Below are 13,081 nucleotides of genomic sequence, written 5' to 3' on the forward strand. Positions count from 1 at the left end.
CGAAGCTGGTGAGGAGGGGAACTCATGCGGACTTTGAAGATGGTCGTGGTCGGGCTTGGCCTGGGCACGCTTGCCATGCCGGTTTCGGCGGAGACCTTGCGGGTCGTCGGGGTGTACCCGGCGCATAATGGCGATGCTGCCGAAGTGCAGTCGATCGGGATCGAGCAGTTCGGCGGGATCGACGGTCCCACGCTTTCCATCAAGGCCGCCGACGCACTGCGCAGCGCGTCGATCGATGGCGAACCCTATTTTCGCGTCGCCCCGGCAAGCGTGCTTCGCGATGGTGATGCGGTGCTGAGTGGCAGCGTGGCCACCGACGTCGATGTCTACCGCGCCTCGCCCAAGGAGGTGGAGACTTGCGTCAAGCGCGACGACAAGAACAAGTGCCTCGAAAAACGCAAGGAGAAGGTTCCCTGCGAGCAGCTGACGCTGTCGGTCAGGCCGACCATCCGCCTGTATTCATATGACGGCGTGCTGATCCACGACGATGATGCGGAGTCCCAGCGTCAGGTGCGCTATTGCGCCGACGAGAGCGAGCCGGCGATCGACCCGATGGTCGACGAGGTGCTGGACGAGATTGCCGCGAGGCTGCGCTACGCGCTCGCACCCCAGCAGCGTGCGGAAGACATCCGCGTGCTCGAAACGCGCAAGGGCATGGAAAAGGAGCCCGGCCGTGCGTTCCGCGACGCGATCGCGATGACCAAGCGCGACGAGGAAATGGCATGCGATGCCTTCGCCGCGCTGGAGCCGACCATCGGCGAGCATGTCTCGCTGCTGTTCAATATCGGACTATGCGCGGAAGCCGGGGGCGATTTCGAGCGCGCGCAGGAATATTATCGCCGCGCAATCAAGGCGGACCCCTCCAAGTCGAATCCCGGTGAGGGGCTCGACCGGATTCGGGCACGGCAGGAGGCCGAGCGGCAACTGGCGATCCATCACGGCGACTGATTGGCGAGAGCCGGCTGGCCCGCCGCTGCTACAAACAGAAAGAGGCGGCCCGCATCGGTGCGAGCCGCCTCTTTTTTCGTCATCTTGGACCCGGCTTACTGCGCGAGTGGTGCATCCTCTGCCGCGTCGTAGGGCAGGCCGCCCATTTCATCGATCAGCTTGGTGTACGCGTCGAGATAGGCGAGCACGATGACCTGACCGATCTGCGTGTTCTGGTAGCTGCCGCCACCCGCACCGGCGAGGCCGCCCCACCAGCCTGCGCCACCGCCGGCAGCCCAGCCGAGATCGGTCTTGCGGGCATAGCCTTCGACCAGCGCTTCCTCGACCGTGGTGCGCGAATTGACCACCACCAGCGTAACGTTGGCCTCTTTCTTCTTGATGTTGATCCCGCCGACGATGCCGCCGATCGCGCCGCCCAGCAGGCCGCCCAGAATGCCGGTCACCGCGCTGCCGCCCGAGTTGGAGTTACCCGAGACGATATCCGGCTGGAGGAAATAGTCGGCCACCTGAACCTGGCCGCGGCCGAGGTTGGAGCCTTCCTGCAGCTCGCCCTGGTCCGCCAGCGCGCGTTCCATTGCGCGGCTCTGCATCGAGCGGCCGCGGTTGACCATCGTGAAGCAGCCCGAACGCTGCACGAACAGGCGCAGAATCGCTTCGGGGCTGCCGAGGTTGTATTCGCGCCACCACTGATCGTCGGGCTCGACGATCGCGATCGTGCCGAGATTGCGGCTGCACCGCGGAATCTGCTGCTGGCCGCGCTCCTGCTCCTTGCGTCCCGAAGAGGCGCCGCGCGTGGTGCCGTCGCGGTTCTGCGCTCCCGACGACCTGCTCTGCGCGCTTGCTTCCGCCACCGGCGCGCTCAGCATCGCGGCCGCCGCAAGGGCCATAACAATCTTTCGCATAATTCTAAGGCTCCCATCCAAAAAATCACACGGGAGCCCCTACGCGATCCAGCGCAGCCCCCCGTTTCTTCAATGTGCGACCCTGATGAACAGCCTATAACACCACGGCGGGCTTTGCGCCACGCAAGGATTTGGGCCTAACAGAGTTTTTCACATGACGGGGCGCGTAGAGGGGATTGCCCCCCTTGCGCGGGGTCGAGGGCTTGGATAGGGCGGTTGGCGATTAGCAACAGCAAGATGTCGAGAGGACATAGGTAATGAGCGATACCGCCGAGCGCGTACAGAAGATCGTTGTCGAGCATCTGGGCGTGGAAGCCGACAAGGTGACGCAGGATGCGAGCTTCATCGATGATCTGGGCGCGGACAGCCTCGACATCGTTGAGCTGGTGATGGCGTTCGAAGAAGAATTCGGTGTCGAAATCCCCGACGATGCGGCTGAGAAGATCAGCACCGTCGGCGACGCCACCAAGTACATCGAAGAGCACAAGGGCTAAGTCCTTGATGCTCTCGCGGCGGCGTGCTGCCGCCGCCATTTGCAGGCCCGACCCGGTTAGCGGGCCGGGCCTGTGCTGTTTTTGGAGATAAGTATGCGCCGCGTCGTTGTAACCGGTCTTGGCCTTGTCACCCCGCTGGGCGGCGATGTCGAAACCTCGTGGAAGAACCTTATTGCCGGCAAGAGCGGGGCGGGGCCGATCACCCGCTTCGACGCTTCCAACCAGAAGGCGACCATCGCCTGCGAGGTGAAGGGCAAGGATCACGAATGGGGCTTCGATCCCGACAAGCGGGTCGACACCAAGATCCAGCGCCAGGTCGATCCCTTTATCGTCTACGGTCTGGATGCGGCCGGCCAGGCGATCGAAGACGCGGGCCTCACCGAAATGGACCAGGCGACGAAGGAACGCACCGGCGTCTCGATCGGCGCGGGTATCGGCGGCCTCCCGGGGATCGAATATGAATCGGTCAACCTGCACGAGCGCGGGCCGGGCCGGGTCAGCCCGCACTTCGTCCACGGGCGTATCATCAACCTCATCAGCGGCCAGGTTTCGATCCGTTACGGCCTGATGGGCCCCAACCACGCCGTGGTCACCGCGTGCTCGACCGGCGCGCACTCGATCGGCGACGCGGCCCGCATGATTCGCGATGACGATGCCGACATCATGCTCGCGGGTGGTTCGGAATCGACCATCAACCCGCTGGGCATTGCCGGCTTTGCACAGGCCCGCGCGCTCAACACCGGTTACAACGACCGTCCCGAGCAGGCGAGCCGCCCCTATGATCGCAATCGCGAAGGCTTCGTTCTGGGCGAGGGCGCGGGCGTTGTGGTGCTGGAGGAATACGAGCACGCCAAGGCGCGCGGCGCGAAGATCTACGCCGAAGTGGTCGGCTACGGCCTGTCGGGCGATGCCTACCACGTCACCGCGCCGCACCCCGAAGGCAAGGGCGCGGAACTCTCGATGCGGATGGCGCTGCGCAAGGCGGGACTGGAGCCGGACGATATCGATTACATCAATGCTCACGGCACCTCGACCATGGCTGACACGATCGAGCTCGCCGCGGCCAAGCGCGTCTTCGGCGACGATCTGGGCGGCGCTTCGATGAGCAGCACCAAGTCCGCCATCGGGCACCTTCTCGGCGGCGCAGGCGCGGTCGAGAGCATCTTCTGTATCCTCGCCATGCGCGACCAGATCGTTCCGCCCACGCTCAATCTCGACGATCCCGACGAGGGGACCGAGGGCGTCGATCTGGTGCCGCACACCGCGAAGAAGCGCGAAGTGAACGCCGTGCTCAACAACAGCTTCGGCTTCGGTGGCACCAATGCCAGCCTCGTGATGCGGAAGATCGACTGATGTTTCGCGCGCTCGCAGCGCTGGTGCTGATTGCGCTCGCGCTCGGCGCAGGCTGGTTCGCGTGGGGCTGGTATGGTGCCGGCCCCACGCAGCAGGACACCTCGTTCATCGTCCGCTCGGGCTCGACCCTCACGGGCGTCGCGCAGCAGCTGGAAGACGAGGGGCTGATTCGCAGCCATGAAGCCTTCCTGCTGCGGGCGAAGATCATGGGCGGCGACGATCCGATCAAGGCTGGCGAGTTCCTGATGCCGGGCGCCGCCAGCCCTGCGACGATCCTCGATACGCTGCAGCATGGCGAGGTGATCCGCCGGTTCGTGACCATTCCCGAAGGCACGCCTTCGATCCTGGTCTACGAAACGCTGATGGCAGAGGATCTGCTGACCGGGGAAATCCCGGTGCCCAAGGAAGGCAGCGTGCTGCCCGACACCTACGATTTCGAGCGGGGCGAAGATCGCGCGGCAGTGCTCGCCCGCATGCAGGCGGCAATGCGCAATTACCTCGCCGAAGCATGGCCGAGGCGCGCAAAGGACATCGCGGTCGACAATATCGAAGATGCGGTGACGCTCGCCTCGATCGTCGAGAAGGAAACCGGCGTGCCCGAAGAACGGCGCATGGTCGCCGGACTCTATTCCAACCGGGTGAAGGACGGGATGCTGCTGCAGGCGGACCCTACGATCATTTACCCGATCACCAAGGGCAAGCCGCTGGGCCGCCGCATCCGCCAGTCGGAGATCGCGGCGGTGAACGGCTACAACACCTACACCAGAGTTGGCCTGCCGACCGGCCCGATCACCAATCCCGGACGCGAGGCGATCGCGGCGGTGCTCAATCCGGCGGAAACCGACGCGCTGTTCATGGTCGCCGATGGTTCGGGCGGGCACGTGTTCTCCTCTACGCTGGAGGAGCACAACGCCAATGTCGCCAAGTGGTACAGGCTCCGCCGCGAACGGGGCGAGATGTAGCGGCGCTCGATGGGCGATTCCCCGCTGATCCTGACCGCGCAATTGCCCGCAGACCTGCAAGGCTGGGCAACCGCGCTGCGGACAGAGCATTTCCCGCCGGAGCGCAATTACCTCGCGGCGCACGTAACGCTGTTTCACGCATTGCCGGGCTTCTGCGAGGGCGAAGCGATCCAGCACATGCGCCAGCTGGCGAGTGAATTTGCGCCGGTGGAGGGCCGAATCGCCGGGGTGATGTCGCTCGGCGGGGGCACCGCCATCAGGCTCGAAAGCGAGGGCATGCTGCGCCTTCGCGCAATGCTTGCCGAGCATTTCCATGGGCTGCTCACCGAGCAGGACCAGGGTGGCAAACGGCTCCATGTGACCGTGCAGAACAAGGTCTCCGGCAGACAGGCGAAAGCGCTGCAGGCCGAGCTTACCCCGCAGGTCGAACCGCGCGACTTCGCCTTTCGCGGCTTTGGCCTGCACCGCTATCTGGGTGGTCCGTGGGAGCTGGTGGATGCCGTCAATTTCCGGGGAAGGGCACGCGCCTGATCGCGCATCAACACAGCGCCTTGACCGCCGCGCAACCGCGCCCTAAGAGCGCCGCCTGCCGTCGAGCTAACCGCTCCGGCAGGCCTCATGCCTTACCTGGTATGGCAAGATTGGGGCGGAGTAGCTCAGGTGGTTAGAGCAGCGGAATCATAATCCGCGTGTCGGGGGTTCGAGTCCCTCCTCCGCTACCATTCTCGAATCCGCATGGGTTCGCTTGGGGCCGTATACATCCGCAAAATTCAATTAAAACAGAATGATGTGAGCGATTCGCGTCCGCTTGCGTGCGCTTGCATTCGCTTGAAGCCGGATTTGGTGTGGGGGTATTTTGGGGGTATTTTCCGGGGGTAGCGAAAAGGAGCGATACCCCCAATGGCCTTGAGTGAGATTCAGATCAAAAAATCGAAGGCGGCAGAGCGCCCATACAAGCTTGCGGATGGGGAGGGTCTATTCCTCCTTGTTCAAAAGAACGGCTCGAAGCTCTGGCGGTTGAAATACCGGTACCACGGTAAGGAGAAGCTGCTTTCTTTCGGCGCCTATCCCGAAGTAGGAATAGCGGCAGCAAGAGAACTCAAGAAAGTTGCCAAGGGGGTGTTGGCCGAGGGCCGGGACCCGATGGTCCACAAACCAGGTCGGGATTTCGAAGAAGCCAAGACCTTCAGGGCGATCGCCACCATGTGGCATCAGAACAGAGCAAGTAGTCTCGATCCCGCGCATGCGAAGCGTGTCTGGTCACGCATGGACCAGGATGTGTTTCCTGCCTTGGGCGAGCTCATGATGCATGAGATCACCCCACCAGAAGTGCTGAAGGTCATTCGGAAAATCGAAGAGCGCGGCGCGCTCGACATCAGTCGGCGGGCAAAGCAATGTATTGGACAAGTGTTCCAGTTCGCTATTGCCAGCGGCCTTTGTGATTCCGACCCTACTGCGCATCTTCGTGGGGCATTGAAGCCACGGCCTCGGGTCAAGCATATGGCGAAGCTACCTCTCGCGCAGCTACCCGAGCTGATGATTAAGATCGAGCAATATCAAGAAGAGGGTGAGAGACGCTCCGAGATTACCCGGGCAGCATTGAATTTCGCTCTTCTTACATGGGTGCGGACGAAGGAGCTTCGGTTCGCCAAGAAGCACGAGTTCCAAGATATGGGTGGACCTTCACCAGTATGGCGCATTGGCGCTGATCGGATGAAAATGGGCCGCGAGCATATTGTGCCATTGTCACGGCAAGCTGTCTCCCTAGCCCAAGAAATGATCAGCAAGTCCGAAGGCGAATACGTTTTTCCAGGTCAGAAGCCCAAGATGCCGCTTTCCGAGAATACGATGATCTACGGCCTATATCGGCTCGGGTATCACGGGCGGCAAACTGTTCATGGTTTCAGAGGTCTGGCGAGTACTTGGGCAAATGAGCAGCTTGTCGAAGTGGGAGAGCCCCCGATGTGGATCCGGAGATACCATGAGGATTGGGTCGAACTTCAATTGGCGCACAGCGAAGAGAACGAAGTTCGCGGAGCCTACAATGCTGCGGAGTATCTCGCTCCTCGTCGTGCAATGTTGCAGGATTGGGCGGATTACCTCGACTGCCTTGGCGGCAAAGCGCAGAACATTGCTGTTTTGAGGGCCGCTTGATCCGCTCCTAAACTGTCGCCTGTCCTAGCCATTCCACCCGAAGGCGGTCGAACCCGACGACGATGCCCTCTGCGGTAACTTCAAATCCAAAGTCATCGTTCGAGGGCTCATAGTCTTCGAGAACCCAGTGATCCCCTGCATCAGTTACGATGGCGGCTCCTCGAGGCAGGTGCTCAAGCCGTCCGCTGATCCTTTTCCGATTCGCATTCATGTCGAGCTGTATGCCATCCATCGCGCGATAACGCTCTTCACATATCCAGGTGTTTCTCGATTTTTCGGTATCCCGCCGGCTCGCGACACAGCGCCAGGGCCTGCGTTGTAAGCGGCCAGCGCGAGATGGATCGCGCCGAAGCGATCGAGCATCTGCTTCAGATACCGCGCGCCACCGTCGATGTTCTGAACCGGATCGTGGCGATTGCTGACACCAAGTTGCCTCGCGGTTCCCGGCATGAGTTGAGCGAGCCCCGCCGCGCCAGCCGGACTGATTGCCATGGGATTGAAGCGAGATTCTTGCCACACCAGAGCCAGGAGGAGGCGAGGGGGGAGCGAGTATCGCGCTTCGGCTTGCCGAATGAGTGGCTCGTACAAGGCTTCCTTGAAGCTTCGATCGATATGATCCGGTTCGCCATCTGACTTGCCGAGATAGAACGCAGTTGGGTGAAAAGCGGGAGCTTGGTCGCTTCTAACCTCAACCTTGCTAAGTTCATGGTCGAAAACCTGAAATTCCTGCGCGCAGGCAGATCCAGTGATCGCAATCGCAAAGGCACCGCAACCACAGGTCACCAAGGACTTTCTAATCGCACTACCTTTCGCCTTGCTTCGACTCGTGTGAGAACATAAATAGAACACTGAGGTGTAGGAAAGCGCCTTCTGCAGGTTTATTCGAGAGGAGAGGAGCTCGTTTGGACAGGGCTATTATGCAGCGATGGAGCCAGTATGCCTGTTCCGACTTCAACCCTCCCACGCTCCTCGCTCGAGGACACCGCCCGCAAAATCTGCGAAAGCCGAGGCGGCAAATGGTCCGGCACCAAGGGAATGGCTTGCTGCCCTGCGCATGACGACCGCACGCCGTCACTCGGTGTGTCCCTCGGTCGACAGGCTATCCTTTTCCATTGCTTTGCGGGATGCGATCAGCAGAGCGTGCTGGCTGCTTTGGCGCGTGAAGGTTTCGAAGCACCGGCGCTTTTTTCAGCGGCTGCGACCGCCAACCAACCCGAGCCGACCAGCACGCGCAAACCCTCGGCGGCAGCGCTGAGGATCTGGCGCGATGCACAGCCACTGGGTGCCAGTCCGGCAAAGGAATATCTTGAAGGTCGCGGCATCCTCGCCGCATCTCCGGCGCTCCGCTTCCACCCACGAACGCCGCTTGGTCCGAAGGGACGCACTCGCTTTTTGCCCGCCATGATTGCGGCAGTTAGCCTCGACGAGGGGCCGATCGCCATCCATCGCACATTCCTTTCGGGCGACGCCAAGGCCGACTTCGACAAACCGAAGCGCGCGCTCGGCGCGCTCGATGAAGCTGCTGCCCGTCTCTTCGCTCCGGTTTCCGGCAAGCTCGGCCTTGCTGAGGGAATCGAGAGCGCGATGTCGGCCTATGCTCTCACCGGTATTCCCGTCTGGGCGACCCTGGGCAATGAGCGCTTCGGCCTCGTCAGCGTGCCCGAAAGCGTGACCGAGCTTCATCTCTTCGTCGATCATGATGCTGGCGGCGAGCTGGCCGCGTCGCGTGGCCTGGCCGCTTATGCCCGCGATGGGCGAACGATCCACGTTCGCAAACCATCCTCACGCGACACCGACTGGAACGATGAACTGACAGCATGGCTGCGCCGCAAAGCGGCGCGGTAGAGGAGAGAGAGCTTCTCGAATTCCTGATCCGGCAGAGGGCGTGTCCCAATGCCCCCATCAGGAGGACGAATTGCCATGTTTCAATCAGACCTTTTTCCCGCCGGCGAGCAGTTGCCGTCCATGCCCTTGGCCTATGCCATTGGCACCCGAGTTGCCGCGCTTCTTGCTTCGGGACGTCATCTTACCCGTACCGACATTTCCGGGCTGTTCGCCGAAGAGACCGGTGTTCTGGACTGGGGAGGTGCCTGGACGATCGACGACTACAACAGCGCGGTCGAGATCGGCGCACTACTCTGGCTTCGAGAGTCCTCACGGATCGATCTGGCGACGAATGTCCACGAAGCCGAAGCGCGGTTCGACTGGCTCGAAGCAGCCTTGCCGCCGCGGCATGTGCGCAGCGAAGCACAGGTCGAGCTCCAGCAGTTTTCGACCCCGCCGATGCTGGCCTGGCTGATGGCGAAGGCTGCAGCTGTCTGCGCGCAAGACACACTCCTCGAACCGTCCGCAGGCAATGGCGCCCTCGCTCTCTGGGGCTGCCTCCAGAATGCTTCGCTGCTCCTCAACGAGATCGATCCGGCAAAACGAGACGGTCTGGCCCATATCTTCTCTTCGGCCATGATCACTGCGCATGACGGGGAACTGATCGCCGACCTGCTTCGCGGCCCTGTTCCGTCGGCCGTGCTGATGAACCCGCCGTTTGCCCACAGCCAGGAACGCGGCAAGGATGGTGATACCGCGCAGCGCCACCTACGCAGCGCGATCCGGGCGGTTGCCAATGGTGCGAGGATTGTCGCCATCATGCCCGATGGCTTCGATGCTCCCACCTTCGCCAAGGCACAGGACGAAGCGTCACTACTTCTCGATGTTCGCCTGCAGCAGGCTTTTCGCCGAACAGGGACGGGGATCGTCGTTCGCCTGGTCGTCATCGATAAGGTGCCGACTGCGTCATCGCCCGCAATCACCGGAGATACCTGCGACCTGATCGCGCTCCACGAGCAGCTCAACGCGCTTCCGCCACGCGTACACACCTCCGCCAACCTCCATCGCCTGCCAATCGGGAAGCCAGTCTGTCTCGTTGGCAAGACTTCGACCCAAAGCGTGCCGGTTCGGCCGGTGGCGCCGTTCACCGCGACACCAGCAGCCACGGCGAATGCGACCAATCTTGCCTATTCGGTCCTCGCCGACCCCGCGCCTGTGCCCGAACAGGCAGGCATCTACCTACCTTACCGGCCCAGTCGCATCGCGTTCGAAGACGCGCCGGTTCATCCTACCCCGCTCGTGGAATCGGTCGCCATGGGTTCGGTCGCGGCACCGCAGCCCGATGTTTGCCCGCGCCTTCCCGCAGGTTGGCAGGCCGACGGCCCTCTGTCCGAAGCGCAGTGCGAGACACTGGTCTACGCTGCCCAGGCATTCGCGCGCGACCTACCGGGCCAGTTCAAGGTCAGCCAGGAAGGCACCGCGCTGGAACTGTCCAAAGATGGTCACGAATACCGCCAGGGCTTCTTCCTTGGCGACGGAACCGGAGCGGGCAAGGGACGACAGATCGCGGCGGTCATCATGGACCGCTGGCTCGCAGGCGAACGTCGTCATGTGTGGATCACCAAGAACGAGGCGCTGCTCGAAGATGCACGCCGCGACTGGGAAGCGCTTGGCGGGTTGCCGCTCGATCTACAGCCGCTCTCGCGCTGGAAACTCGGCCACCCTGTAACGATGTCCGAAGGCATTCTCTTCGTCACCTATCCGACGCTGCGCTCGGGCCGCGCCGAGGATACGCGGCTCGACCAGATCCTTGCCTGGGTGGGCGAGGATTTCGACGGCGTGATCGCTTTCGACGAAGCCCACGCCATGGCCAATGCTCTCGGCGGCTCGTCGGCCCGCGGCAAGGTCAAGGGCTCCGAACAGGGGATGGCGGGCCTCAGGCTGCAGAACCATCTCCCGCGCGCCCGCGTGCTCTACGCGTCTGCCACTGGCGCTTCGGATATCGCCAACCTCGGTTACACTTCCCGCCTCGGCCTTTGGGGACCCGAGACCGCTTTTCCGACCCACGAGGCATTCATGACCGAGATCCGCGCTGGCGGCGTCGCGGCGATGGAGCTCGTCGCCCGTGATCTCAAGGCCCAGGGCCTCTATCTTGCCCGTGCGCTGTCCTTCGCCGGGGTCGAGTACGAGATCCTCGAACACAGCCTGACCGATGCGCAGATAAAAATCTATGATGCCTATGCTGATGCCTGGGCGATCATTCACCGCAACCTCGAAGCTGCGCTCGAAGCAACCCGCGTGGTCGACGAGGACAGCGGCGACACGCTCAACCGCAATGCCAAGGCTGCGGCGCTATCGATCTTCGAAGGCACCAAGCAGCGCTTCTTTGCCCAGCTCCTGCTTTCGATGAAATTGCCGAGCCTGATCCCCGCGATGGAAGCGGCGCTTGGTGAAGAGCATTCGGTTGTCGTGCAGCTGGTCTCGACCGCCGAGGCCATGCTCGACCGGCGCCTTGCCGACCTTACCGTGGAAGAACGCGAAGCTCTCGATATCGATCTGTCCCCGCGTGAATACGTAATCGACTACCTCACGAAGAGCTTCCCGGTACGATTGATGCAGGTTTTCGCCGACGAGGACGGCAATCTTCGCTCCGAGGCGATGAGCGATGACGAGGGCAATCCCGTCTTCTGCCCGCGCGCCCTGGCCGCGCGCGATGCGCTGATCGAACAGCTCTGCGCACTGCCGCCCATCGCCACTGCGCTCGATGCGATTATCGAGCATTTCGGAACCGACGCAGTGGCCGAAGTCACGGGCCGGACCCGCAGGCTTGTCCTGGGCCGCGATGGTCAGCAACGCCTCGAACGGCGTAGCCCCAGCGCCAATGTCGCCGAAGCGCAAAGCTTCATGGAAGGCACCAAGCGCATCCTGGTCTTCTCGGACGCAGGCGGCACGGGTCGATCCTACCATGCCGACCTTGGCTGCCGGAACCAGCAGCGCCGGGTTCACTTCCTGCTTGAACCGGGATGGCGCGCCGACAACGCGATCCAGGGTCTCGGTCGCACCAACCGCACCAATCAGGCTTCGGCCCCGCTCTTCCGCCCGGTCACCACAGATGTGAAGGGCGAGCGCCGGTTCATCTCGACTATTGCGCGAAGGCTCGATGCATTGGGCGCGCTGACGCGCGGCCAGCGCCAGACCGGCGGACAGAACCTGTTCGACCCGGCCGACAATCTCGAAAGCGACTACGCGCGCGACGCGCTCAGCCGCTGGTTCCAGCTGCTCTATGACGGCAAGCTCGAAGCCACCACGTTTGGCAATTTCGTCGAGCGGACCGGCCTCCGGCTCGAAAGTCCTGATGGCGGGCTGACCGACAATCTACCGACGATCCAACGCTCGCTCAACCGCATCCTCGCACTGCCGATTGCGCTTCAGAACGCGATCTTCGAGGAATACCTTGGCCTCGTCGAAGCGCGGATTGAAGCCGCGCGCGAGGCTGGAACGCTCGACCAGGGACTGGAAACCGTGAGGGTTGATCGCTTCACGGTCCTTGCCGACGAACTTCTCCGCACCGATCCCGTGACCGGAGCGGAGACCCGGCTCGTCTCGCTCGAAGTGACGAGGCACCTTCGGCCTCTGCGATTGCAGCGCCTCGTGCGGATGCACGAGATTGGCAGCCCGCACGCGATCCCGATGCGCAATGCGCGCTCGGGCAAGGTCGCGCTGTCGGTTCCTGCCCGGCGCCTCATCGCTGACGACGGCGCCGTGATCGAACGGCGCCGCCTGCTGCGCCCGCTCAACTCTGCTAACTGGACGCTTGAGGCAATCGGCGAGAGCCAGTGGGAAGAAATTGGCGTCACCGCGTTCACGAGCGCCTGGCGGGCCGAGGAAGTGGAAGCGGCCAAGTCACCGGTGACCGAGCTCGTCCATCTCGCCACCGGACTACTACTGCCAGTCTGGAAGCGCCTGCCTGGCGATCATGTCCGCGTCACCCGCCTCGTTGCCGAAGATGGCCAGACGATCATCGGCCGCGAAGTGCTCGATGTCGATCTCGCCGCAGTCGCCGAGACCTTTGGCCTATCCGTAGTTACCGGACCATCGGCTGAGAGGATCGGCGACCTCGTCATCGCCAGCGGCAAGCCGCTGGGCCTCGCAAGCCACGATGCCTTGACCGTCAAGCGATCGCTGGTCGGGGGCGAACAGCGCCTTGAACTGACCGGGTTCTCGCCGGATCGCCTCGACTGGTACAAGAACAAGGGCTGCTTCACCGAGATCATCCGCTACCGCACGCGGCTGTTCGTGCCAGTCTCCGTGGCTTCGTCCGTTCTTCCCGCGCTTGCCGCCTGATCCCTCGGGCAGACCCCTATCTCAGAATGAGAGTGGAGGGAGCCCTTTGGGCTTGTGGGCCTCGTGATCCTCACCTGCGCCTTCATTCCATCAGGAGAAC

The 13,081-nt window shown here is 62.7% G+C and carries 11 protein-coding genes and 1 tRNA gene; 9 read left to right on the forward strand and 3 right to left on the reverse strand.

Annotated features, from left to right (window positions below; genetic code table 11):
* Window positions 1-24: 24 nt before the first annotated feature.
* Window positions 25-948 carry a tetratricopeptide repeat protein gene (locus KYN89_RS00460; protein ID WP_222823323.1) on the forward strand — a complete coding sequence of 308 codons (924 nt, stop codon included), beginning with the start codon at window positions 25-27 and terminating at the stop codon, window positions 946-948.
* 95 nt (window positions 949-1,043) lie between these two features.
* Here KYN89_RS00460 and KYN89_RS00465 read toward each other — a convergent pair whose 3' ends face one another.
* The gene (locus tag KYN89_RS00465; RefSeq protein WP_222823324.1) at window positions 1,044-1,850 is read right to left on the reverse strand and encodes a CsgG/HfaB family protein; all 807 of its coding nucleotides are present in this window, start codon (window positions 1,848-1,850) and stop codon (window positions 1,044-1,046) included.
* A gap of 257 nt (window positions 1,851-2,107) precedes the next feature.
* On the opposite strand from KYN89_RS00465, the gene KYN89_RS00470 reads away from it, so the two are divergent.
* The 6 genes from KYN89_RS00470 to KYN89_RS00495 all read left to right on the forward strand — a co-directional run bounded on the left by KYN89_RS00470 (window position 2,108) and on the right by KYN89_RS00495 (window position 6,813).
* Window positions 2,108-2,344, forward strand: coding sequence for an acyl carrier protein (locus KYN89_RS00470; RefSeq protein ID WP_010239367.1), 237 nt, complete (start codon window positions 2,108-2,110; stop codon window positions 2,342-2,344).
* A gap of 93 nt (window positions 2,345-2,437) precedes the next feature.
* A complete protein-coding gene (fabF, locus tag KYN89_RS00475) occupies window positions 2,438-3,697 on the forward strand; it encodes a beta-ketoacyl-ACP synthase II (protein WP_222823325.1) in 1,260 nt (419 codons plus the stop codon).
* Window positions 3,697-4,659 carry an endolytic transglycosylase MltG gene (gene mltG / locus KYN89_RS00480; RefSeq protein WP_010239369.1) on the forward strand — a complete coding sequence of 321 codons (963 nt, stop codon included), beginning with the start codon at window positions 3,697-3,699 and terminating at the stop codon, window positions 4,657-4,659. Before fabF ends, mltG begins: the two co-directional genes overlap by 1 nt.
* Before the next feature lie 9 nt (window positions 4,660-4,668).
* Window positions 4,669-5,190: a 2'-5' RNA ligase family protein gene (locus KYN89_RS00485; protein ID WP_222823326.1), complete on the forward strand. Its 522-nt coding sequence runs from the start codon at window positions 4,669-4,671 to the stop codon at window positions 5,188-5,190.
* 114 nt (window positions 5,191-5,304) lie between these two features.
* Window positions 5,305-5,381 (forward strand) — tRNA-Met (locus KYN89_RS00490).
* A 178-nt stretch (window positions 5,382-5,559) separates the two neighbouring features.
* Entirely contained in the window at window positions 5,560-6,813 is a 1,254-nt protein-coding gene (locus KYN89_RS00495) for a tyrosine-type recombinase/integrase (RefSeq protein WP_222823327.1), read from the forward strand.
* A gap of 7 nt (window positions 6,814-6,820) precedes the next feature.
* Here KYN89_RS00495 and KYN89_RS00500 read toward each other — a convergent pair whose 3' ends face one another.
* Window positions 6,821-7,045, reverse strand: a complete 225-nt coding sequence (locus tag KYN89_RS00500) for a DUF5818 domain-containing protein (protein WP_222823328.1) — start codon at window positions 7,043-7,045, stop codon at window positions 6,821-6,823.
* Window positions 7,021-7,599 carry a lytic transglycosylase domain-containing protein gene (locus tag KYN89_RS00505; RefSeq protein ID WP_248284926.1) on the reverse strand — a complete coding sequence of 193 codons (579 nt, stop codon included), beginning with the start codon at window positions 7,597-7,599 and terminating at the stop codon, window positions 7,021-7,023. Before KYN89_RS00505 ends, KYN89_RS00500 begins: the two co-directional genes overlap by 25 nt.
* Before the next feature lie 150 nt (window positions 7,600-7,749).
* On the opposite strand from KYN89_RS00505, the gene KYN89_RS00510 reads away from it, so the two are divergent.
* Together KYN89_RS00510 and KYN89_RS00515 are read left to right on the forward strand one after the other, a co-directional pair.
* A complete protein-coding gene (locus KYN89_RS00510) occupies window positions 7,750-8,658 on the forward strand; it encodes a DUF7146 domain-containing protein (RefSeq protein ID WP_222823329.1) in 909 nt (302 codons plus the stop codon).
* A 75-nt stretch (window positions 8,659-8,733) separates the two neighbouring features.
* Window positions 8,734-12,981 carry a strawberry notch family protein gene (locus KYN89_RS00515; RefSeq protein ID WP_222823330.1) on the forward strand — a complete coding sequence of 1,416 codons (4,248 nt, stop codon included), beginning with the start codon at window positions 8,734-8,736 and terminating at the stop codon, window positions 12,979-12,981.
* Window positions 12,982-13,081 lie beyond the last annotated feature (100 nt).

It is taken from the genome of Alteriqipengyuania abyssalis, assembly GCF_019857185.1.
Taxonomy (GTDB): domain Bacteria; phylum Pseudomonadota; class Alphaproteobacteria; order Sphingomonadales; family Sphingomonadaceae; genus Alteriqipengyuania; species Alteriqipengyuania abyssalis.

Coding starts and splice junctions, on each gene's coding strand:
- KYN89_RS00460 (WP_222823323.1), top strand. CDS start 25: ATGCGGACTTTGAAGATGGTCGTGGTCGGGCTTGGCCTGGGCACGCTT.
- KYN89_RS00465 (WP_222823324.1), bottom strand. CDS start 1,850: ATGCGAAAGATTGTTATGGCCCTTGCGGCGGCCGCGATGCTGAGCGCG.
- KYN89_RS00470 (WP_010239367.1), top strand. CDS start 2,108: ATGAGCGATACCGCCGAGCGCGTACAGAAGATCGTTGTCGAGCATCTG.
- fabF (WP_222823325.1), top strand. CDS start 2,438: ATGCGCCGCGTCGTTGTAACCGGTCTTGGCCTTGTCACCCCGCTGGGC.
- mltG (WP_010239369.1), top strand. CDS start 3,697: ATGTTTCGCGCGCTCGCAGCGCTGGTGCTGATTGCGCTCGCGCTCGGC.
- KYN89_RS00485 (WP_222823326.1), top strand. CDS start 4,669: ATGGGCGATTCCCCGCTGATCCTGACCGCGCAATTGCCCGCAGACCTG.
- KYN89_RS00495 (WP_222823327.1), top strand. CDS start 5,560: ATGGCCTTGAGTGAGATTCAGATCAAAAAATCGAAGGCGGCAGAGCGC.
- KYN89_RS00500 (WP_222823328.1), bottom strand. CDS start 7,045: ATGGATGGCATACAGCTCGACATGAATGCGAATCGGAAAAGGATCAGC.
- KYN89_RS00510 (WP_222823329.1), top strand. CDS start 7,750: ATGCCTGTTCCGACTTCAACCCTCCCACGCTCCTCGCTCGAGGACACC.
- KYN89_RS00515 (WP_222823330.1), top strand. CDS start 8,734: ATGTTTCAATCAGACCTTTTTCCCGCCGGCGAGCAGTTGCCGTCCATG.